The following is a 21,481-nucleotide window of genomic DNA, read 5'->3' as shown; positions in this document are numbered from 1 at the left end:
CCCCCGCGCCGCCGCCCGGTCCCCTCTGCTCTGGGGGGGGGCGGTTTTTTCTTCACCCCCATTTGCACCCCCGCCCCCCCCCCCCGCGGGGGGGGGGGCCCCGTCGACTTACTTCAGTAACTCGGTGACGAGCTTGACTGCCCCCTTGATGGCAGCACAGCGCCAGCCACCGATGTTCCCACCGTCACAGCACAGACCCACCGGAATTTCCAGGTCACAGATCAGGTCTTCGAGATTTCCGTTCTTCATGGTTCTTTCCTTGTATTGGTGAACTGACATTGGTTTTGGCATCCCTTCCAACACGCGCGCGCTCCTTTGCGCGCGAAGTCACTGTGGTCACAGCTCTGACACTGGCCGAGCCCATTGAAACGCGGTGATCATTCGTAACGTAATGCTTCGACAGGGTCGAGCCGCGCTGCCTTGGCTGCGGGGATCAGGCCGAAAGCCACCCCGACCATCCCGGAGAAAACTACCGACAGCCCCACCGCCCACCAGGGGACAACGGCCGCGGGCAAGCCGGGGATGAGCGATGAGGCCAGCACACCACCGGCATAGCCGACCACAACGCCAATCACCCCTCCCAGCGCGCTCAACAGCACCGCCTCAACCAGAAACTGCATCAAAATTGAACGTGACGTCGCACCCAACGCCTTGCAAATTCCAATTTCGCGTGTGCGCTCGGTGACCGACACCAGCATGATGTTCATGATGCCGATGCCGCCGACCAGCAATGAGATCCCGACCACCCCGGCAAACACCGTGCTCACCAAGTTGATGACGGTCTTCAGCGAATCGCCAAGCTGAGCTGCCGTCTCAACCTTGAAGTCATCAGGTGCCGTTGTGCCGAGCCGTCGAGACTGGCGCAGCGCCTGCTTGACCCGCTCCCGGAGAAACTCCAGATTGCTTCTGTCCCGGGCCTGCAGATCGATGCGCAGATCGATCTGCGTTGCATCGCGCGTCAAAGCCAGGCCGGTAGCAAACGGCATAAGCACGAAGTCGTCCTGGCTGAAGCCAAATACTTCACCGCGTTCCTCCATGACGCCAACCACCTTGCACCACTCGGTTCCGATGCGGAGGTGGTGTCCCAGTGGGTTGCTAGGCAGGTCGAGGTTCAGCCGCAGGGTTTCACCAAGGACACAGACGCGACGACGCGAATCGTTGTCTGCCTCCGTGATGAACCTGCCGATTCGCGGATAGACCTGCCGCGAGTGCTGGTAAGAAGGCGAACTGGCGACCACCCGGGTGAAGGCTTCCACCCGCCCCGCACTGACAGTGCCGCCATGATCGCCCAGTACATCGAAGGTCGGCGACAGCTCGGCTATGTGCTGGACACTATCGTGCAGGCGCTGGTAGTCGCTGATAGCGATGCGGCTGCGCCTTCCTTGAAGTTGATCTTCGAATGAAGTCTCGGCGCGTACGCTGAGATTGTTCGCTCCGAGACCGGCAAACTGCTCGGTGATCGACGCCGCCAAACCTTGGAAAATTGACACCACTGCAATGACGGAAGCCACTCCGATAGCAATACCCAGTACCGTCAGCAGACTGCGCAGTGCATGCGCATGAATGCTGCTGAATGCTGTCTCTAAGACCAGAAGGAATTTAGTCATTGGTCGGATTCAGGTTGTCGCTACTGATACGCCCATCCTCGATGCGGATAACGCGGCGACAGTGCGCAGCTACTTCTTGCTCATGGGTGATCATCACAATGGTCCTGCCCTCGCGCCACAGCGAGTCGAAGAGACTCATCATGTCGGCGGTGGTGGACGAGTCGAGGTTCCCGGTTGGCTCATCGGCTAGCAGGATCGACGGTTCACCACACAACGCCCGGGCGATTGCAACGCGTTGGCGCTGCCCGCCCGATAACTGGTTGGGCAGGTGTGCGGCGCGTCCGACCAAGCCAACTCTGGCCAGAGCCGCCATTGCACGCTCCTGGCGCTCACCACGGCTCATCGCGCGGTAGCGAAGCGGATGAGCTACGTTTTTCCACGCCGACTCGCGAGGCATCAGATTGAAACTCTGGAAAATGAAGCCGATACGCTGGTTGCGCACCAGCGCTAAAGCCGACTCGTCCATGCCAGATACATTCTGGTCACCGAGCAGGTACTGCCCATCCGTTGGGCGATCCAGGCAGCCGAGGATGTTCATCAGTGTTGACTTGCCCGAGCCAGACGGGCCAGTGATGGCGACGTGCTCGTTTTCGTGTATCTGCATGTCGATGCCACGCAGTACGTGCACATCTTCATCTGCGACAACGTAACGCTTGTGCAGGGATTTCACCTGGAGCATCGGACCCATCAACGTGGCCCTGATTCGGCCAACACTGCAGCGACCGACTGGTTATCACGCAGGTGACGCATCACTTTGGCCGGGCCGATGATGATGCGGTCGCCGACGGTCAGCCCGGACACGATCTCGACATGGGTGTCGTCAGACATGCCGGACTCCACGTAGCGCCGAAGGACGACACCGCCAATCTCCACCAGCACATACTCTCACCGACGTGCGTGCTTGTCGCCACGTGCCGTCGAGCTGACCTCCTCCAGCGCCTCAGTCAGCACTGCCTGCACCGGAACCGCAACCGGCTCGCGCCCCTCATCAACAAAGATCTCGGCGCGGCAACTCATCCCGGTACGTAGTGCCGTGTGGCCGCCATCCTGCAACGCAATTTTCACCTCGTAGCTTCGCTCGTTGGCGCTGGTGTTCATACCGTTGCGAGGTGGTGCCAGCGCTATCCGGTCCACCCGGCCGGTGATCGATTCGTCAGTAGCGGATCCTGCAAACACCTTTGCCGTCTGACCGACCTCAACCCGTGCCACGTCCATCTCATCGACCTTGATCGTGGCGATCATCGTGGAAACGTCAGCGATCGTCATTAGGCTCGAGCCAGCAATGCCGGTTGAGCTTGGCACTGCGGTTTCGCCAACCTTCAATGCAATGGAGGTAACCACTCCTGTGATCGGCGAGCGGATACGTGTCTTGGATAGGCTTTCACGGACCTGCACAAGCGCTGCCCGCGATTGCCGCAGCTCTTCGCGGCCAACCGTAAGCTGAAGGCGCGCCAGCTCGGCCTCGTGCTGTACTTGCTCATGGCTGGCGATGGTGACCAGACGACCTGCAGCCAGCTCGGTGCTGCGCCATGCCCGCTGCTGGCGCAGCTTCAACATCGCGCCCTGGAGCTTGATCTCTACCTCCTTCTGCCGGACCACAGACTCGCGCTGTTCCACTTCCGCCTTCTGGGTCTCCTGATCCAGCACCATGACCAGCTGTCCCTGCTCAACCGCATCGCCCTCCTGGACCATGACCTTGCGCACGCGGCCGATCACCTCCGGGGACAGTGCAGCCGTGTCCTGGAAATCGAACGTGCCCGAGCCAAGCACCGTGGCACGAATAGCACGCTTGTCGACGACCTCGAACTCCACCTGCGTTGGAGCACCGCGCTCGCTCAAGGCCAGCCCCATACTTCCCACGCCGATCGCTAGGACCACACCTACAATGACAAGGCGCCGACTCATGGGCCTGCACCTACCAAGATGATCAACGCCCAGGTTCCGTATATGAGCAGCAAAGGCAGGCTGGCTATGAACGCGGCACCGGGTAAGTTGATCCTCATCCATCGCGAGAGCCCGATGGTGCACAGCGCCAACATCCAAAGCGTCTGCAGACCCAGAGCCCCGGCCAATGACAGCCACGGGTTGTCGGCTGCCAGACCCAGCAACTGGGACAGCGCCAACGGGTTGGCCGACTCAGGAAGGATCTGCTGATTTGACCCAGACGCAAACCGCATGGCAGTCAGCAACAATGCGCAGCTCTCGGGAACGGCGAGCCAGGCGGCAAACACCAACCAGGAAGGACCGCTATGTCGGATCCGCTTTATACGTGCTACCAAATTTAGGTAGCCAGCCATCAGCAACAGGATCACCGCGCTAACCCCGAGCGAAGACACGATGGTCACCGTAGCCAGCAATCCCGGGCCGATCAGCTCACGGGCCAGCATCAGCTCACGGTCCTGCAGGCCGCTCGACTTGGCCAGCAGATGGTCCTGCAGCCAGGCGATGTCGACCCTGCTGTAGTAGGCGGACCACGCAATAATGGTTGCCATGGCCAGTAGCGCCAGCGGCCACATCCACTGGCCACGTTGATTGATCTGGTCCCAAGCCTGATGCGGAGCAACGATCACGTCGCCCAGGACTTTCATCGTGCCAACCGTCATATCGTAGTTTCTCCAGAGGACTTGTGTTGATACACACCCAATGCCTTCTCAGCACTTCTGGCCCCCGCCCGAACCTCGCGCTCGCGTCCCATGTGTTGGAATGCTTTAGTCACGTCGTCGTCGCCAAGCTCCTTGACGAGCACTTCCATGTTGCGGGCTCGCGGAAACAGATCTTCGATGCTGGCGATGCATCCATTGTGAACATCGAACAGGTACTGTTCGGAAATTGGGAGAACTTCCGGAATGAAGTTCAACGAGACGGACAGCGCTTCCGGTGCCAACTGTGTATGGATGTCGACGCTCTTGCGGAACAGCAGCATGGTGCCTGGCGCGAGGCGTAGTCGCCCCTGTGCGGTCAACTGCACCTTTTCACCGATGCGGCCGGTAACGCTGGTGTTGTCGTAAATCCACAGATCGGTCTGATAGCCAGGGCCATGCAGGCCGATGGTTAAGAAGTCGAAATTGTGATCGTGCGCGTATCTGTCGCCGTAGACATAAAACTTGTTGAAATGGTTGTGATCCAAGCGCGCGAGCGGATCACTCGCCGCAGGCCAAAGATTCACCCGCAGATAGAACCCGCGGCGACGAGCAAGAATGAATGCCTGTCCGCTGTAGCGGTTGTCATACTGGAACAATTCCAAGCCACGGCTCAGTTCGTCCTTCAGGAAGTCGGAGACGAGGTTCGGCGTGTTGTGCAGGGCATACAACCTTCGCCAGAGTTCAGGCCAGTTCCCGATGTCGTTCAGTCGTTGAGGATCCTGCGCTTCTACCCAGGTGCAGAAACTGTCCAAGTCCATGCTTTCTGCGGTGCTGACGTCAATCAATGGCATGCCGCGCCCGCTCCCTGCAGTTGCACCCATGCCAGTTGTGCAGCGTCCGCAATATGCTCGTGTGGATCAGCTCGGAGCTGGCCAATCATGTGCAGCCCTGCGTCGAAGTCGACATTCAGCAATGCCTCGGCCGCCTTCCACCGGATGAAGTGGGCCGGATGTCTGGAGAGTTCCAGCAGCATTGGCGCGAGCGTTGCATCTCCGTAGTGGGCGATGTAGTCGCAGACATGCAGCAGGCGGGAAAGCTGCTGGGTAGCAGCGGTGGCATACAACGCATTGCCAGTGGTGGAGTCATGGCGCACTACAAGATGCCGGGCCATTTCCTGCCGGGCTACTACCAAAGAGACATAGGGCGTATCGGACCAGGTGAGTACATGATCGCGCGTTCCATCAAGGAATAGCGCTACGCCCCGATGCAGTACCATCGTACGATGATGCGTAACCTTGGAACCATGCTGGAAGGTGCTATTCGTCTCATCCACGCTGCGGAATACCTCGAAATGCACGGTGCAGTTGCTCAACAGGGCGACAACCATATCCTGCGGAACGCTGAAGAGCTCGAGGGGTCTCGAGCGACCAGCGGCTTCTATTCCAAGGGTTACCGAATATCCATTTTCTTCAAAAATCGAAAGCGTCCTTCCAACGCCGGCGACAACCCCGTAACTTGCGTTTTGTTGAGAAAAGTAGTCATTGAAAAATCGCTTGCAGGCGCCGCCAGCGGCTACCGATGCCGTCAAACCAATGAGCGACTGAAGTTCTCCTGCAGCATTTTCAATGCAGTGCAAACCTTTCCGAAGTCTTTCCAGATCAGTTTCGATATCCATTTCAAGCCCTTGGAGTTCCGAAATCCTTTTCCAGGGAACATTGCATGACGGCCGCCATGCAATGCATTGCTGCTATTAGTGCAAGTCGCCTGCGTAGAGAATCAACTCAATGGCGACGATGACAACCAACACGGGAGCTACGGCTTGCGGTTCGCCAAATCCGGCGGGAGCAATTGTCACTGCGAGGGCTGGGAGGGAGAACTTCATATTGAGACTCCTTGCGTTATGAGCGTGGCAGGAAAATTGCGCGCGTCTTACTGTGCGCGATTCGAGCCAAGAACTGCCATCACGGAAAAAGCCGCTCCCCTGTAGTCATTTCGGAACCATGAAAGAGTCGACATCTTCTGGCTTCACTGTTGCCGCCTTCCTATCCAAATCGCCATGAAGCACTCCCGTTGACTCGATCCAGCTGGAAGCAGAGTTTCCACCGATTGACGGTGACTCGTGATTCGGACAATTCATTGCTGGAACTTTGCCGCCTCAATGGTGGCGGCCATGATTTCATGGAGAACAGTCAGGGCTTAGCTGGTTCGGTGAATCAAGTGGCAGGCGGTGCTTGTAGTCGATGGACGAGACCACATGCAGGTTCAAGCGTTCGCATGAAGTGAAGCACCCTCACTTCGTCCACTTATTTTCTCGGAATTCTAGATATTCGCATTGCAGCAAATACCTAATTCAGAACAACTCGCCCTGCAGCGAGGGCTTCTTCGGCGGCAGCGGGGCGATGAACTTGCTGCAGTCCAGCCACGGCCATTGCTGGCGCGATGCATTGAAACCCAGTCGCTTGGTGGCCAGCTTGAAGCGGTTTGCCAGCAGGTCGGCATACACACCCTCGCCGCGCATGCGCTTGCCGAACTGGCTGTCGTAATCCTTGCCGCCCCGCAGTTGGTTGATGGTGCTCATCACGTGTTCCGCGCGCTGTGGGTAATGCGCATCCAGCCAATCGCGGAACAGCGGTGCCACTTCGTAAGGCAGGCGCAGCAGCACGTAACCGGCGCTGCTGGCACCGGCATCGCGCGAGGCTTCCAGCACCGATTCCAGTGCGGCGTCGTTGATCCACGGAATAACCGGCGCCACCATCACGCCTACCGGGATGCCGGCATCACTCAACCTGCGCATCGCACGCAGCCGTGCATGCGGTGCCGACGCACGCGGTTCGAGCTTTGCGGAAAGGTGCGGGTCCAGCGAGGTCACCGAGAAATGCACGCTGACCAGTTGCTGCTCGGCCAAGGGTGCGAGCAGGTCCATGTCGCGCTCGACCAGTGCGTTCTTGGTGATCAGCGAGAACGGGTGCCTGGTTTCCTGCATCACCTCGATCAGCTGGCGGGTGATGCCCAGCTTGCGTTCGATGGGTTGGTAGGCGTCGGTGTTGATGCCCAAGGCAATCGGCTGCGGCACATAGCCGGGCTTGGACAGCTCGCGCCGCAGCACTTCGGCAGCGTTGGTCTTGGCAAAGATCTTGGTTTCGAAATCCAGCCCCGGCGACAGGTTCAGATAGGCATGCGTCGGTCGCGCGAAACAGTAGGAGCATCCGTGCTCACAGCCGCGATACGGATTGACCGATTGGCTGAAGCCCACGTCCGGCGAGTTGTTGCGGCTGATGATGCTGCGCGCGGTTTCCGGGCGCACGTCGGTGCGCAGCCTTGCGGCGGCGAATTCCTCGCTCTCATCGACCGCCCAGCCGTCATCAACGGCTTCGCTGGTCTGGGTTTCGAAACGGCCGGGCAGATAGGTGCTGGCACCGCGGCCCTTGATCGGGGTAGGCATGCGCCTACCCTAACGCCGGCTTGTCGCAGGATGTGCGACAAGCCGTATTCACCTGACGCCTGCTTCAGCCAGCCTTGGGCTTGATCACCAAAGTGGCGCTCATGCCGGCGCTGAGCACGGCATCGGCCGGCACCGACTGCGGATCAATGCTGACCCGTACCGGCACGCGTTGCGCCAGCCGCACCCAATTGAAGGTCGGCTCGACCTCGGCCAGCAGGTTGCTGCTGGTAGGGCCGGCGGCATCGGCGATACCGGTGGCGATGCCTTCGACCTTGCCCTGCAGTTGCACGCCGCCGGCCATCAGGCGGATATCCACGGCATCGCCGCGATGGATCTTCGGCAGTTTGGTTTCCTCGAAGTAGCCGTATACCCACATGCCCTCGCTGGCGACCAACGCCATCCGCGCCTGGCCGGCGGCAGCGTAATCGCCCACACGCACGTCGAGGTTGGTGATGGTGCCATCGGCACTGGCGCGCACTTCGGTACGCGCCAGTTCCAGCTGCGCCTGCTGCAGCGTCACGCGCGCCTGCTGCAGGGCGGCACTGGCCTGTTGGCTGCCGGCACTGGCGGCATGCGCGCTGGCCTGTGCCTGCTTCCAGCTGGCCTGTGCGGCCTGCGCCACGGCGCGTGCATCGGCCTGCGATTCGCGCGAGACGATGCCGTCGAGCTGGGCGCGGCGCTGGGCCTGCTCCCGGCGCATCTGGAACTCGGCCTGGCTGGCGCTGGCACCGGCACTTGCCGCCGAGATCGAGGCACCGGCAGCGCGCGCAGCGGCTTCGGCGGCCTGCAGGTCGGCTTCGGCCTTGGCCACCGCCAGTGCATAGCGGTCACGATCGATGACGAACAGCAGATCGCCCTTCTTCACCAGTTGGTTGTCGTGCACGGCCACCTCGGTGACCAGGCCGGACACATCCGGCGCAATGCGCACCACCTCGGCGCGCAGGCGCGCATCACGCGTCCACGGGCTAAGCATGTATTGGTGCCAGACCACGTAGGCAAGCACTGCGGCAAGCAGTACCACCACGCTGGTGACACCGCCTCGTATCAGGCTGGCGGTTTTCATCGGTACATCCTCAATCAGGAAAAGTGCGGCAGGAACAACAACAAGGCCGCGCAGTAAATGCTGGCGAACAAGGCAACGCGCACCAGCGACGGGTGCAGCGCGCGGCGGTACAGGCCAACCCGGCCCAGGCCGTAATCGAGCAGGCCGAACACCGGCAGCAACAGCACCACCAGCACCAGCGAACCGGGGAAATAGATATCGCCGATGGACACTTCAAACGGCATGGCGGGCCTCCTTCAGGCGTTGCTGGCGGCGGGAACGCTGCACGTAGGCCGCCAGCACCGAGGCGCTGTCGTCCAGGCTCATCTGCAGCAGGTAAAGGTGATCGCGCACGGCGCGCAGCGACCGCGGTTGTGGGCCGGATAGCTCGGCCAACGCGGCGTTTACGCTGGCCTTGGCGTCATCCAGGGTGCGCGCCTGCGGTTCGCGATAGAGCTGGCCCAGCTGTGCCAGCGCCTGCTCGATCTGCGCGCGCAGCGCAGCGGGTAGTTGCTGTTCGGCCAGGTCATGCCGTAGGTCGATCGCGCAGTGCCCCGCTTCATGCACCAGCAAGGCCCACTCGAACAATTGCCGTGACGGTCGGCTGCCCGGCGCGGTGCGGCTGGCTACCTGTTGGAACAGTTCGCGGCTGACGCTTTCAAACTTCGGCAGCAAGCCGGGCAACGGCGCGCTCACCGCCAGTTGCACCTGTGCGCGCAGACGCTCCAGCAGCCGGCGCTGGCGTTGCTTGCTGCCGGGCAGGCCCGGCACCAGCATGAACACGCCGGTGGCGATGAAGGCACCGACCGCCAGCGTCAACGAGTTGTCCAGATAGGCCTGCGCACCGGGATGGAAGTGCGGGCCCATGTTCCACGAGACCAGGATGCCGACGTTCAAGGCCATGCCGGTTACCGCGAAACGCGGCCGGGTGGAGATGTACAGCGAGGCGATCATCGATGGCAGGGTCAGCAGCACCAGCATCGGGAAGTCTGATCCCAATGCCATCGCAATGAAGCCAGGCACCGCGAAGAAAGGCGCTATGACATGGCCAATGGTGGCCCGGCGCACTACCCACAGTGGATCCGGTGCGGCCGAGGACATCGCCACCAACGCGGCCATGCCGAATACCGCCAGACCGCCCTGGTTCCAGCTGCTGCTCAACCACAGCAGCGACAAAGCAAGCATCACCACCAAGCAACGCACGCCGGCCAAGGCAATCGCATACCAGTCGTTGGCGCGGGTGAAGTGCACCTTGCTCAAGCGCGGCGCGCGCGCGCGCAGGCGGCCGTTGCCGCTTTCCATGCGCGCCTTGGCGCCAAGATAAGCCTGCAGCTCTTCGGCGAAACGGCGCACCAGCAGGCTGCTGGCATCGAAGGCGGCTTGCTGGTCCAGCGCCAGCGCGCGCCGTTCGCGGACGAACACGCCATCGAGTTGTCCACACCAATGCTGCAAGGCCTTGGCCAGCGCCGGTACGTCGTCGCGCAGCGTGCTGTCGTCCAGCAACTGCGACAGTGGTTTCAGGCTTGCCCGTATCGCCGCGACCAGGGCCTCGTCCTTGTTGCGGCGCAGGCGATCGATATGGTGGTGCAATGCCTGGAAGCGCGAGGTGGCCGCCATGAAATGCTGGTTGATCAGCTTCAGCTGGCCATTGTTGCTGCGCAGGATCGGGTCATCGAACCAGGCCATGGCACGCAGGTCTTCGAAGTTGATCGCGCCTTGCACCACCCGGCTCTGGGTGCGCTCGATCACCTCAAAGCCGTGCAGACGGCCGCCGATCGCATCAGCGACAAAGCCCAGGAAGTCATTGAGGTTGCCGTCATCGGCCGCGCGCAGGCCGGCACGCAGCCGGTTGGGCCACAGCACGTCGAACACCACGCTGGTCACTGCCATGCCCAGCAGCACTTCGCCGGTGCGCTCCAAGGCGCTGTTGAGGATGTTCTGCGGATGGTTGAGCACCGGGAACACGATCATCGCCACGGTGTAGCCGGACAGCACGAAACCGTAGGAGGCCATGCCGCGGCTCCACACCGAGCCGCCAGCGCAGAAACCGGCCCATAGCGCCATTACCGTCACCAGGGCCACCGGGCTTTGCGGGAACAACGACACCATCAGCACCGCCATCGCACAGCCCACCACGGTGCCGACACCACGGTAGAACGCCTTGGCCAGCACCATGCCGGTATTGCGGTTCATCACCACCAGCACGGTGATCATCGCGGTGCCGGGGGAACTCATGCCAAGCCGCATCGCGATCCAGCCGGACAGATACAAGGCCACCAGCACCTTGCCGATGTAGGCCCACACCGCACGTTCGCCACTCATTGCCTGGGCGAAGGTGTGCAACCAGTTGTTGTCATGGGACTTGAGCGCGCCCGGCGCGTACTCAGCCGGTCGGGGGCTCATGCTTGTTGTTCCAGGCCCATCAGGATGCGGGTCAGCACGGTTTCGGTATGGCGCAGTTCTGCCGGCTCGACGCCGCTGAAGAAGTGCTGCAGTTGCTTGATCACCGCCGGCATCACCTGCTCGATCAGTTGTTCGCCGGCCGGGCTCAGGCGCACCACCAGCTTGCGCCGGTCCTCGGCACTGGGCTCGCGGCTGACCAGCTGCTTGGCCAGCAGCTGGTCGATCAGGCGGGTGACGTTGGAGGATTTCTCGCTGGCGGCCTCGCTGATCTCCGACGGGCTCAGGCCCTGCTCGGAGCCATCCAGCATCATCAGCACGTTGTATTCCGGATGGGAGATGCCGTACTCGCGCATCAGCTGGTTGCCGTGGTCGCAGAACAGCTTGTGCACCAGCTTGATCAGGCGGGCGAGCATGGCCTGGTCCCGCGGGAAGCCGGGATGGCGAGCGCTGCTGATCGCCAGCTTCTGGTCGATGCTGGCGTAGCCGCCAGCGGCGGGGATGGGTTTGTCCATCCCGGTATATTACACTTATGTATTAATTGACGCAACGCACAAATTCAACCGGCCTTTGTGGGAGCGGCGTCAGCCGCGAAGCTGACAATCCCGTCGCGCAAAGCGCATAGCCGATTCCGTGGCTGCCTGGCGCTTTTGGCGCTGGATCCAGCAGTGGCTTCGCGGCTTACGCCGCTCCTACAAAAAACAGGCGGCCCCTGCCGTCATCGGCGATGGCTAGAATCGCCGTATGCGCGAAGCCCTCCAAGACCTGTGGACAAGTCTGTCCAGCACTCCCCATGTCGCCCAGATCCTGGCCGCCGCCTACCTCAGTTATCTGCTGGTGCTGGCCTGCTACATCGTCCTGCAGAAGCGCGAGCCGGTCGCCACGCTGAGCTGGATCCTGTCGCTGGCGGCGCTGCCGTATATCGGCCTGTTCGTGTTCTACCTGTTCGGACCGCAGAAGATCGTGCGCCAGCGCCTGCGCCGCGGCCGTTCACGCGAGGGCATGAGCACCTATGACGCGGTATGTCCGCCCGACGCCAACTGCACCGAGCTGGCACGGGTAGGGCAGGCCACCACCGGCTTGTCGCCCAGCACCGCCACCGATGTCGATTGGTTGCTGGATGGTGCGGCGACCTATGCCGCCATCATCGATGCGATCGGCAAGGCGCGCCGCCACGTCAATCTGGAGTACTACATCTTCGAGCCAGACCACGCCGGCACCGCCATGCGCGATGCGCTGGTGGAACGCGCCCGCGCCGGCATCAAGGTGCGTCTGCTGCTGGATGCGGTAGGTTCGTCGAAGGTCGGCCGGAAGTTCCTGCGGCCACTGCTTGAAGCCGGCGCAGAAGTGGCCTGGTTCCATCCGCGCCAGCTGCTCAAACCCTTGAAGCGACCATGGCTGAACATGCGCACCCACCGCAAGCTGGTGGTGGTGGACGGTGAGATCGCCTTTACCGGCGGCATCAATGTCACTGATGAGGAAGACGACAGCCGCAATCCAAACGCCTACCGCGACCTGCATATGCGCATCCGCGGACAAGTTGTCCACAGCCTGCAGCTGGTGTTCCTCGAAGACTGGATCTACGCCACCGAACAGGGCCCGGAGCTGTTCGAGCGTGGCGATCTGTTCCCGGCCGATGTGCCAACCCGCGCACAAGGCAGCATTGATGCACAGGTGCTGGTGTCCGGCCCGGACTCGGCCTGGGAACCCATCCATCGCCTGCACGTGGCGGCCATCCAGGAAGCCAAGCGCCGGGTGTGGTTGGTGACGCCGTACTTCGTGCCAGGCGAGGCGGCACGCATGGCACTGACCTCGGCCGCGCTCGGCGGCCTGGACGTGCGCCTGATGGTTCCAAAACAAAGCGACTCCAGGTTCGTGACGCTGGCCGCGCGCTCGTACTTCGATGAGCTGCTGGAAGCCGGCGTGCGCATCTTTGAATACGGCCCACGCATGCTGCACAGCAAGGCCTTCATCGCCGATGAGGACACCTGCATCGTCGGCACCGCCAACTTTGACCACCGCAGCTTCCGGCTCAATTTCGAACTGTCGATGATGTACACCGACCACAAGCTCACCAGTGAACTGGAAGCCATCCTGCAGGCCGAGTTCGACAGCGCAGGGGAGGTGCAGCCTGTCCGCGACCGCTCACTGTGGCGCAAGCGACTGCCGGAAGCATTTGCGCGGCTGGCCTCACCCTTGCTGTAGGGCAGGGACACCCACTGGGCTCCGTAGTGCCCACTCCAGTCGGAATGCCCTGAACAAAGCCCGCTTGTTTCGCTGGACCTACCGGCTGTCCGTTACAGCGGCCAAACCGCTGTCCATGCATGGAACCGGTGCTGCCAGCGCCGTTACACTGCACTCCTCTTATGGGGAGATCCTCATGTACTGGCTGTTTCTACTACTTGCGCTTGGGGCGTTCTTTCTTGCCTTCTCCACGACGCATGCCTGGCTGCTGGTGCTGGCCCTGCTGGTGGCGCTGGTGTTTCTGCTGCTATGGGCAAAAGGGCTGTACGTGGCCCGCTTTGGCGGTGTGAGCTCGGTGCCGCGCCCCTTGCATGCCGCTGAACTGCAGGCGCTGCGCGCGCAGCTGCAGCCCAAGGCCGAACCCGCCGCTGCAGCAGCGGCCACTCCGATTGTGCAGGCCCCCACAGATCCGGCGGCGGCGGCCGGCGACCGCGAGTTGCCGCAGCCATGACCGTACTCAGCGTCAACGTCAACAAGATTGCGGTGCTTCGTAACTCGCGCGGTGGCAACGATCCGGATGTGGTGCGGGCAGCGATGACCTGCCTGCGTGCAGGAGCCCACGGCATCACCGTGCACCCGCGTCCGGACCAGCGCCATATTCGTGCCGCTGACGTGCTGATGCTGTCCGCACTCACCCAGCAGCATGGAGTGGAGTTCAATATCGAAGGCAATCCGTTCGTGCCGCCACGCGAGGGTTACCCAGGCCTGCTTGAGCTGTGCGAGCAGACCCGTCCGGCCCAGGCAACGCTGGTACCTGACAGTGATGGCCAGCTCACCTCCGATCACGGCTTCGATTTCGACCGCGACGGCGAGCGCCTGCGGCCGCTGATCGCCATGCTGAAATCCTATGGCTGCCGGGTCAGCCTGTTTGTGGATGCTGGTAATCCAGACATCGCCCAGGCCGCTGTACTTGGTGCGGATCGCATCGAGTTATACACAGGCCCCTATGCCGAAGCCCATGCGGCCGGCGATCCCTGGGAATCACTTGCCTTGTTTGCCGATGCGGCCCGTCGCGCGCAGGCAGCGGGCTTGGGCGTCAACGCCGGCCATGACCTCTCGCAGGCCAATCTGGCCACGTTTCTGGCCCATGTGCCCGACGTGCTGGAAGTCTCCATCGGCCATGCCTTGATCAGCGAAGCCCTGTATACCGGGCTGGAAGCCAGCGTGGCAGGCTATCTGGCAGCCATCGCCGAGGCCGAAAACCTGACCAGATAAACCGGCTCAGGTGTGCTTGCATGCTGCGAAGATCAGCGAACAGCGCTGCGTTCACTCCAACAAACCACTGCAAGCGCCATTTCATGCGGGCACTACGCACCAACCGCTGGCCTCGCTGGCGGGCTCTGGATGAAATTGCATCCACACACTTATCCACATACGTTTCCACAGCATTTCGTAGGGCGTTGGCTGAACTGCTCAGCATTGTGGATAAGCAGAATCACGCCGTTTTGAGCCATGCCTGCGGTTTGCCAAACCGGCCCTGCGACAACGGCGCAGCACGCTTATCCACAGGCTTCAATGCGGCTTCAAGTGGTGCGAGCTTCGCACAAGCCCGCCTTTGCTCGGTCTGCAAGCAAGCTGACAGTGGTTGGCTTTCCTTGCAGGCAGGCCCTTCCAGGGCTGCTCACGCCTGGCAAACAATGAAATTTGCACAGCATAAAATCAGCTAATTAATCTCTATGTTCGGCCTTCATCGCCGATCTACTGACCTGTAGATGCTTTGGCCCGTGCATCCGGTTCTTGCCGGCCTGCCCGCAAATGCCACTTCTTCATGCCCAGCTGTCGGGATTCAAGCAAAGAACTGCGCTTTCCATCGTGAGCTGGCGGAACCCGAGTCGGCGTTCCGGGTCGGGTTACCCACATTCCCGTCAAAGGGGGCGGGCAGGGCAGCTTGGTGTATGGCGGTCGCGATTCCGGCAAAGATATCCACAGTCTTGGGCGCGGGTTCGCCAAGCCCCTCAACGCCGAGCCGAAGGGTTTCCACGTGGAGCGTTGAACAGTAATCCACAGGCTTTTGCGGCAGTTCCTTGCTGCGGCCCGCGCCGCTCCGAGCTATCCCCACTGCCATGTGGATAAGTACCTGCTGCGAACCTACCTCGAGCGAGATCTGCACCCACGGCATTGGCCTGGGAACACGGTTCGAATTCCTGGTGTCTGCATGCCCTGGCAGCCCTGCGGGCAGTGCCGGATAGCTGGCTTGCGGGCAGGTGCTTCTCCGGCTTCGGACAAATTGGAAGCCGTTTGAAAAGACGATTCCGCTCTGCCTTCATCCCAACCCCTCTCCCGCAAGCAGGGGAGGGGCTTGATCTTCTCTGCTTGGGTATTTGATCGGCCAGTTCTGCCAGCTTTACCTTCGCTGGCGCCGAAGCAGCGGTTGCCGACAGCGCCGCGCCTGGCAAACGTCGCTGGCAAAAAAAACAGCAAAAAAAACGCCCCCGCAAGGAGGGCGTTTTCCAGTCGCGTCATGACTTGGTATTGCAGTATTGCTTACTGCACGAAGCCAATCTTCTTCATCTGAGCGTTCTTCGCCTGGGCCAGGATCTTGGCCATGACGTCGTACTCGGAATCCGGGCTTGCTTCGATGCGAAGTTCCGGCTGGTTGGTCGGATCCTTCTGTACTTCTTCTTCCATCTTCTGCTGAAGATCGCCCACGTTCACCGGACTGTTGTTCCAGTAAACCTGGTTGCTGGCGTCGACACGCAGGTCGATCGGCGGCGGCGGTTCACGCAGCTGCGGCGGCGGGTTGATCACGCGCTGCGGCAGATCCACGGCGATCGGGTACGTCATGATCGGCGCGGTAACGATGAAGATGATCAGCAGCACCAGCATCACGTCCACGAGGGGCGTAACGTTGATGTCGGCCATGGGGCCCCTGTTACCACCACTACTGAATGCCATGTCTTATTGCCCCTTTTCTTTGGTGGCAACGAAACCGACGTCCAGCATGCCCTGGCCCTGCGCGATCTTGGTGACTTCGTTGATCACCTTCATCTTGGTGGTCTTGTCACCACGCAGGTTCAGCGGCGGCTGCGGCGTCTGCTGTGCAGCGGTCGCGAAACGCGACTCCAAGGTCTCCTTGGAGACCTCTTCGTCGTTCCAGTAGAGCTTGCCGTCTTCCTTGACCGCCACCGTAATCGGATTCTTGCGATCAGGCGCAGTATCCGGGTTCTGGATCAGGTTGGCTTCCGGCAACTCCACCTTGACCTTGTGGGACATCAGGGGAGCCGTGATGATGAAGATGATCAGCAGCACCAACATCACGTCCACGAGGGGAGTGACGTTGATGTCGGCCATCGGGCCGCTGCTGTTACCACTACTGAAAGCCATAACGGGCTCCGTCTATATCGTTGCGAAGACTTGCTTGAGCTGCCGGATTAGCGAACGCGCGAACCGGTGGCGAAGAAGTCGTGCAGATCGTGAGCGAAGGTGTCGAACTTGCTGACAGTCGCGCTGTTGATCTTGCTGAAGAAGTTGAAGGCGAACACGGCCGGGATAGCCACGAACAGACCGATGGCGGTCATGATCAGTGCTTCACCCACCGGGCCGGCAACGGCGTCGATCGAGGCCGAACCGGTTGCACCGATCTTGATCAGCGCGCCGTAGATGCCCCACACGGTACCCAGCAGACCCACGAACGGAGCGGTTGCACCGACGGTGGCCAGCAGGATCATGCCGCCCTGCAGCTTGTTGGATTCGCGGGTCACGGCCTGACGCAGGGCGCGGTCAACGAATTCCGAACGGCTCAGGGTTTCCGAAGCACCAGCCTGCTGGTGGTGGGCAGCAGCCTGGGCTGCGTCCAGAGCGATCTTGGAGAACGGCTCCGAAGCCGGCTGCTCTTCCATGGCGCGGATGGCGTCCTGTGCGTTCGGGGCATCCCAGAACTGCGACGGCACGCGATCAGCTGCGGACTTCAGGCGAGCGGTACGGAAGATGTTGATCACGGTCCAGTACCAGGACATCGCCGACATGATCACCAGGGTCAACAGAACAACCCAGGAAACGGCGAAGTCGCCCGGCTTGGTGGTCATTTCGTGGATCAGATGCTCGAAGCCCATCTGCGAGAGAGCGTTGTTTGCGTTGCCCCCGGCAGCAGCGGCGATGAAAATTTCCTGCAGCATGACGCTTACCTTTGTTGTGTGTGGTGTTAAAGGGTATAGCTAATGTTGACCTGACCTGGTGGCGGCTATCAGAGCCGCCCCATGGATCACTCAGAGCGCAAAGTTGACCGGGACGCGGACGCGACCAGCTGCCTTCGCCCCGCCGCTCTGGGCGGGGTTGAACTTCCACTTGCGCGCCGCTTCCATTGCAGCTCGGTCGAGGTCGCGGTTGCGACTGGACTTCTCGACAGACACATTGGTGACGTTGCCGCTGGCGTCGACATCAATGATCAGGATCACCTCGCCCTGGACGCCTGCGCGGAGCGCAGCCGGCGGGTAGCGCGGGGGATTCATGGCCTTGGACGAGATATCCACGCTGGCCTGGATATCAACCGGCGGTGACGGCGGCGTCGGCGGCGAAGGCGGGGTTACCACGTCGTTCGGACGCGGTTCCGGCACGTCGATCACCGGTGCTTCCGGCGGCGGCGGCAGCGGCGAAGCCTTCGGCGGCGCCAGGTTCTTGACCGGCGGCGGCGGGGTGTCCTGCGGCGGCGGCGGCGGCGGCGGTGGTGGTGGCGGCGGCGGAGCGTCGACCAACGTCACCATGACGTTGCGTTCCTTCTCCGCAGCTGCCTTGGGGGCAACGGCCGGAATCAGGAGCATCATCAGGGCTGCGAGATGCAGTGCGATTACAAATGCGATACCCGCGATACGCGGCCAGCTCAGGCCCGTTTCTTTCTGGGTGTCATACCTGTGGTGGAAGACCAGTTGTTCCGTCATGCGCCAAGAACTCTTTAGTGGGGTCGGGGTGGTGGTGTGAAGCCACCCCTGATTCAGCGGTGCATGACACCGCAGGAACCTCCAAGCTTATACCAATCCTGACCAGCTGCGCATCAAAAATGCAGCTGTTCAGGCGTTATTCCTGCTTACTTCAGGTTGATGATTTTGTTTGCATCAGCCGGGTTTTTGATGCCCTTGGCCAATGCGTCACGCGCGGCCTGCTTGGCTTCGGGAATACGACCCTCCTGATGCAAAACGCGGGCCAGATTCAGGTACGTTTCACCGTCCTTGGACAACGGAGCCGCGTTCCTCCAGGCTTCGATCGCCTGCGGCACCTGCTCGGTGTAGTAGTACGACTGCGCCAGCGCCAGGTAAGTCTGGTAATCCGGCTTGAGGATGCCCTTGGAGATACCCTCGTTGATCACCGCAATGACGTCCCGTTCCTTGTTGTCGGTGTTGGCGTAGATCGAATACAACTGCTTGTATTCGCGCTCTTCGGTGAGCTGTCCAGCCGCGCGCAGCTTGTCCATCACTGCGGCAGCCTTGTCCATCTGGTCGGCCTGCATGTACATGCTGGCCAGGTTGAGCTGGGCCTTCTTGTCGGCCGGGTTCTTGGCCGCCAGTGCCTCGGCTTCCTTCACCGCTTCACCGGTCTGGCCGGCTTCAGCGTAGGACGCCATCAACAACTGGTTCCAGTTGTCCTTCGGCTCGGGCGAGGCGGCGATGGCGGCCTTCAGCACCGGGATGGCCTCGGCGTACTTTTCGCTCTGGTACAGCGCCTGGCCCTTGATGATCAGTTCTTCGGGCTTGTTCGACTTGGACTCGGCAAAGTACTTGTCCAGGTTGGCCAGACCTTCCGCGAGCTGATCATCCTGCAGCTGCAGCTGGGCCAGCATCAACATCGCCTGCAGGTGACCGTTGTTGTCCAGCTGGTTCAGGGCGATGGCCTGCTGCAGGTACTGCTTGGCAGCGGCGCTGTCGTCAAGGTTGTAAGCAGCCTGCGATGCCAGCTGGTTGGCAACGGCCTTGTCGTAATCGTTGGCATCCGCAGAAGCGATGATTTCATCGGCCAGGGTGCGGGTTTCCGCGAATTCCTGCTTGTTGTAAGCCGCGAAAAGCTTGTTGAGCTTGCTGCCCATCTTCGAGGAGGCCTTGCCCTTCGGGTCAACGCGGGTAGCTTCCGGGTACAGCACTTCAGCCTTGGCACTGTCCTTGTTGCCACGGCGCTCGGACGAGCGCGACTGCGCCGCAGCGTCGGCGACGACAACACCGCCCAATGCAGTGGCGATGAGGAGGGAGAGCACGGCGTGCTTTTGGCTGCGGAAAATCATGTTTCACCTCGAAGGGGCCGCCGTGGCGGTAGAAATTCAAACTATCGGAACGAAACCGAGCACACAAACGTATCAGAAATTATTTGACGGAGAAATCACTTCTGATGGTGTACTGCAGCATTTCCCTACAACTAACCACAACGTGGGACTACACCAGAGCGCCTAGCCTGCTGAAATACAGGCTCCAATGCAGGTGTATCACGTTGCAACTCACGGATACGGTTGGCGGGGTCGGGATGGGTAGAAAGCCATTGCGGGGAGCGATTTCCGCTGGCTGCCATCATGTTCTGCCATAGATTCACCGCTTGTGATGGGTCAAACCCGGCCTGTGCCATCAGCCGTTGCCCAACCACATCAGCCTCACTTTCCTGGGTGCGCGAACCAGGAAGCAGGATCAGGCCTTGCGCGCCCATTGCGCCAAACTGATTGACCGCGTTGACGCCGGTGTCGCCGTAGGCAGCCCCAGCAAGCGCGCCCAGAATACCCAGCCCCAACTGCGTGCCCTGTTGTCGGGTCAGTCGCTCTTCGTGGTGACGTGAGATCACATGGCCTATTTCATGACCGATCACCGCCGCCAGCTGATCCTGGTTCTTGGCCACGGTGAAGATGCCGGTATTGACCCCAACCTTGCCGCCGGGCAGGGCGAAGGCATTGGGTTCCTTGTCGACGAATACGGCGGTCTCCCACCGTACGCCATGGTATTGCTGAGGCAGCTGCGCCACCAAGGCGTTGACCACGCATTGCACGTAGGCGTTCTGTTTGGCATCGCGGTTGAGGGTCTGCTTGGCCTTGGTTTCCGCAAAGGCCTGCGCACCGAGTTGATCCAGCTGCTGCTGGGAAACGCCGCCTACGACCTGGCGGCGCCCGGTCGGAGAGGTGGTGGTGGCGCATGCGCTGAGCAACAGCGCGGCAACAACGGCTAGTCCAACAGCTTTCATCCGGGATCCCCCTCGTTCACGTATGCAGTGTGCGAGTGTCTTGCTTAATTTTTCGTCAACCGTTGGCAGCTTTATTGTGCGCCGAACAGCACCATCGCGGCCAAGGCAACCGCATTGTTCAGAGCATGCGCGATTACCGCCGCCCACAAGGTTCCTGTCTTGCGATAAACCCATGCAAATGCGGCGCCCATGCCACCGTAAATCAACCAAAGCTGCAGCATCGCCGGGAAGCTGTTGGGACTGGTGCCAGGGATTTCATGCACCAGGGCAAACGCCAAACTACTGAGCACGATACCCAGCAAAGGACGGTTGGCGGCCCACAGGCGCCCGAACAACACGCGCCGGAACAATACTTCTTCGTAGGCTGGTGCCAGTAGCACCGCAAACACGATCAGGAACAGCGGGTATTGCGCCCATGCCTGCTGCATCAACAGCAGGTTGGTTGGCACTGGCTCCACCCCCATCTGCTTGGCGATCCAGCCAATAGCGCTGCTACCCAGGAAAACCCCGGCTGCGACGAGCGCAATCCAGCCCCAGGTGGACGCACGACGTATGGCCTGGTGCGACTGTGCACGTTCGGCCGGGCTGGCACGACGACGCAGGAAGTACAGCAGCAGCGCTGCACCGCCAGTGGAGACCAATGCGATCAGCATCTGCGCCAAAGCGCCTGGCGCGCCCAATGCCGTCATCAGCTCCGATGCTGCCGGGGCAGCCCCTTCGCGAGAGGCCTGCATGCCGACCTCGATGCCGCGCCACACGCCCCAGGCCAAACCACCCAGCACACTCAGGAACAGCAACGTGGCAATGCCGATCAACAGATCCAGGGCGAAACCGAGCAACGGCGAACCTGGGTTGGACGTAGGCGAGGAAGACGAGGGAAGCGGTACGTCGGGAAGGGTGGACATCGCGGACCTGGGCCGTGGCTCGGATAGAAAGTGGGGGCCGGTTTACGGGCCCCCACGGGCGGTTTGGCGGGGGCACAAATACAGATTAATTACCATGAGCGCAATTCGATAGGTGA

General features: G+C 61.3%; 24 protein-coding genes. 3 read left to right on the top strand and 21 right to left on the bottom strand.

Annotated features, from left to right (window positions below; genetic code table 11):
* Nucleotides 1-108: 108 nt before the first annotated feature.
* The 14 genes from ACVOL0_RS16670 to ACVOL0_RS16605 all read right to left on the bottom strand — a co-directional run bounded on the left by ACVOL0_RS16670 (nucleotide 109) and on the right by ACVOL0_RS16605 (nucleotide 11,588).
* Nucleotides 109-249, bottom strand: coding sequence for a hypothetical protein (locus ACVOL0_RS16670; protein ID WP_481550042.1), 141 nt, complete (start codon nucleotides 247-249; stop codon nucleotides 109-111).
* A 128-nt stretch (nucleotides 250-377) separates the two neighbouring features.
* Nucleotides 378-1,607, bottom strand: a complete 1,230-nt coding sequence (locus tag ACVOL0_RS16665; RefSeq protein ID WP_481550041.1) for an ABC transporter permease — start codon at nucleotides 1,605-1,607, stop codon at nucleotides 378-380.
* Nucleotides 1,600-2,286, bottom strand: a complete 687-nt coding sequence (locus tag ACVOL0_RS16660; RefSeq protein WP_481550040.1) for an ABC transporter ATP-binding protein — start codon at nucleotides 2,284-2,286, stop codon at nucleotides 1,600-1,602. Before ACVOL0_RS16660 ends, ACVOL0_RS16665 begins: the two co-directional genes overlap by 8 nt.
* Nucleotides 2,287-2,294: 8 nt before the next feature.
* Nucleotides 2,295-2,480 carry a permuted SH3 domain-containing protein gene (locus ACVOL0_RS16655; protein WP_481550043.1) on the bottom strand — a complete coding sequence of 62 codons (186 nt, stop codon included), beginning with the start codon at nucleotides 2,478-2,480 and terminating at the stop codon, nucleotides 2,295-2,297.
* A 12-nt stretch (nucleotides 2,481-2,492) separates the two neighbouring features.
* Complete coding sequence (locus tag ACVOL0_RS16650; RefSeq protein WP_481550039.1) at nucleotides 2,493-3,512, bottom strand: efflux RND transporter periplasmic adaptor subunit; 1,020 nt, start codon at nucleotides 3,510-3,512, stop codon at nucleotides 2,493-2,495.
* Complete coding sequence (locus ACVOL0_RS16645; RefSeq protein WP_481550038.1) at nucleotides 3,509-4,210, bottom strand: YIP1 family protein; 702 nt, start codon at nucleotides 4,208-4,210, stop codon at nucleotides 3,509-3,511. Before ACVOL0_RS16645 ends, ACVOL0_RS16650 begins: the two co-directional genes overlap by 4 nt.
* On the bottom strand, nucleotides 4,207-5,040 hold the full coding sequence (locus ACVOL0_RS16640) for a hypothetical protein (protein ID WP_481550037.1): 834 nt from the start codon (nucleotides 5,038-5,040) through the stop codon (nucleotides 4,207-4,209). The genes ACVOL0_RS16645 and ACVOL0_RS16640 overlap by 4 nt, the downstream gene beginning before the upstream one ends.
* On the bottom strand, nucleotides 5,031-5,864 hold the full coding sequence (locus tag ACVOL0_RS16635) for a hypothetical protein (RefSeq protein WP_481550036.1): 834 nt from the start codon (nucleotides 5,862-5,864) through the stop codon (nucleotides 5,031-5,033). The genes ACVOL0_RS16640 and ACVOL0_RS16635 overlap by 10 nt, the downstream gene beginning before the upstream one ends.
* A gap of 75 nt (nucleotides 5,865-5,939) precedes the next feature.
* Entirely contained in the window at nucleotides 5,940-6,071 is a 132-nt protein-coding gene (locus ACVOL0_RS16630; protein ID WP_481550035.1) for a hypothetical protein, read from the bottom strand.
* A gap of 468 nt (nucleotides 6,072-6,539) precedes the next feature.
* The gene (locus ACVOL0_RS16625; RefSeq protein ID WP_481550034.1) at nucleotides 6,540-7,631 is read right to left on the bottom strand and encodes a PA0069 family radical SAM protein; all 1,092 of its coding nucleotides are present in this window, start codon (nucleotides 7,629-7,631) and stop codon (nucleotides 6,540-6,542) included.
* Nucleotides 7,632-7,695: 64 nt separating this feature from the next.
* Nucleotides 7,696-8,694 (bottom strand): HlyD family secretion protein, encoded by a 999-nt coding sequence (locus tag ACVOL0_RS16620; protein WP_481550033.1) that lies wholly within the window; start codon nucleotides 8,692-8,694, stop codon nucleotides 7,696-7,698.
* Between the two features lie 14 nt (nucleotides 8,695-8,708).
* Nucleotides 8,709-8,918, bottom strand: a complete 210-nt coding sequence (locus ACVOL0_RS16615; protein WP_481550032.1) for a DUF1656 domain-containing protein — start codon at nucleotides 8,916-8,918, stop codon at nucleotides 8,709-8,711.
* Entirely contained in the window at nucleotides 8,908-11,076 is a 2,169-nt protein-coding gene (locus ACVOL0_RS16610; protein ID WP_481550031.1) for an FUSC family protein, read from the bottom strand. Before ACVOL0_RS16610 ends, ACVOL0_RS16615 begins: the two co-directional genes overlap by 11 nt.
* Entirely contained in the window at nucleotides 11,073-11,588 is a 516-nt protein-coding gene (locus ACVOL0_RS16605; protein ID WP_481550030.1) for a MarR family winged helix-turn-helix transcriptional regulator, read from the bottom strand. The genes ACVOL0_RS16610 and ACVOL0_RS16605 overlap by 4 nt, the downstream gene beginning before the upstream one ends.
* Nucleotides 11,589-11,817: 229 nt before the next feature.
* On the opposite strand from ACVOL0_RS16605, the gene cls reads away from it, so the two are divergent.
* From cls to ACVOL0_RS16590, 3 genes are all read left to right on the top strand, one after another.
* Nucleotides 11,818-13,278: a cardiolipin synthase gene (gene cls, locus ACVOL0_RS16600; protein ID WP_481550029.1), complete on the top strand. Its 1,461-nt coding sequence runs from the start codon at nucleotides 11,818-11,820 to the stop codon at nucleotides 13,276-13,278.
* Nucleotides 13,279-13,453: 175 nt separating this feature from the next.
* The gene (locus ACVOL0_RS16595; RefSeq protein ID WP_481550028.1) at nucleotides 13,454-13,768 is read left to right on the top strand and encodes a hypothetical protein; all 315 of its coding nucleotides are present in this window, start codon (nucleotides 13,454-13,456) and stop codon (nucleotides 13,766-13,768) included.
* Nucleotides 13,765-14,532 carry a pyridoxine 5'-phosphate synthase gene (locus ACVOL0_RS16590; RefSeq protein WP_481550027.1) on the top strand — a complete coding sequence of 256 codons (768 nt, stop codon included), beginning with the start codon at nucleotides 13,765-13,767 and terminating at the stop codon, nucleotides 14,530-14,532. Before ACVOL0_RS16595 ends, ACVOL0_RS16590 begins: the two co-directional genes overlap by 4 nt.
* A 1,269-nt stretch (nucleotides 14,533-15,801) precedes the next feature.
* Here the strand turns inward: ACVOL0_RS16590 and ACVOL0_RS16585 are convergent.
* From ACVOL0_RS16585 to ACVOL0_RS16555, 7 genes are all read right to left on the bottom strand, one after another.
* Nucleotides 15,802-16,212, bottom strand: coding sequence for an ExbD/TolR family protein (locus ACVOL0_RS16585; RefSeq protein ID WP_282268368.1), 411 nt, complete (start codon nucleotides 16,210-16,212; stop codon nucleotides 15,802-15,804).
* 3 nt (nucleotides 16,213-16,215) lie between these two features.
* Nucleotides 16,216-16,641 carry an ExbD/TolR family protein gene (locus ACVOL0_RS16580; protein WP_481550026.1) on the bottom strand — a complete coding sequence of 142 codons (426 nt, stop codon included), beginning with the start codon at nucleotides 16,639-16,641 and terminating at the stop codon, nucleotides 16,216-16,218.
* 47 nt (nucleotides 16,642-16,688) lie between these two features.
* Nucleotides 16,689-17,432 carry a TonB-system energizer ExbB gene (exbB, locus tag ACVOL0_RS16575; RefSeq protein WP_057629874.1) on the bottom strand — a complete coding sequence of 248 codons (744 nt, stop codon included), beginning with the start codon at nucleotides 17,430-17,432 and terminating at the stop codon, nucleotides 16,689-16,691.
* Between the two features lie 90 nt (nucleotides 17,433-17,522).
* On the bottom strand, nucleotides 17,523-18,191 hold the full coding sequence (locus ACVOL0_RS16570; protein ID WP_481550025.1) for an energy transducer TonB: 669 nt from the start codon (nucleotides 18,189-18,191) through the stop codon (nucleotides 17,523-17,525).
* A 146-nt stretch (nucleotides 18,192-18,337) separates the two neighbouring features.
* Complete coding sequence (locus ACVOL0_RS16565) at nucleotides 18,338-19,522, bottom strand: tetratricopeptide repeat protein (RefSeq protein WP_481550024.1); 1,185 nt, start codon at nucleotides 19,520-19,522, stop codon at nucleotides 18,338-18,340.
* 131 nt (nucleotides 19,523-19,653) lie between these two features.
* Nucleotides 19,654-20,460, bottom strand: a complete 807-nt coding sequence (locus tag ACVOL0_RS16560; protein ID WP_481550023.1) for a M48 family metallopeptidase — start codon at nucleotides 20,458-20,460, stop codon at nucleotides 19,654-19,656.
* 71 nt (nucleotides 20,461-20,531) lie between these two features.
* Nucleotides 20,532-21,365, bottom strand: a complete 834-nt coding sequence (locus ACVOL0_RS16555; RefSeq protein WP_481550022.1) for a CPBP family intramembrane glutamic endopeptidase — start codon at nucleotides 21,363-21,365, stop codon at nucleotides 20,532-20,534.
* Nucleotides 21,366-21,481 lie beyond the last annotated feature (116 nt).

Source organism: Stenotrophomonas sp. STEN021, from assembly GCF_056760175.1.
Note: the sequence above shows the minus strand (reverse complement) of the source record. Positions and strands in the feature narration are given on the sequence as shown.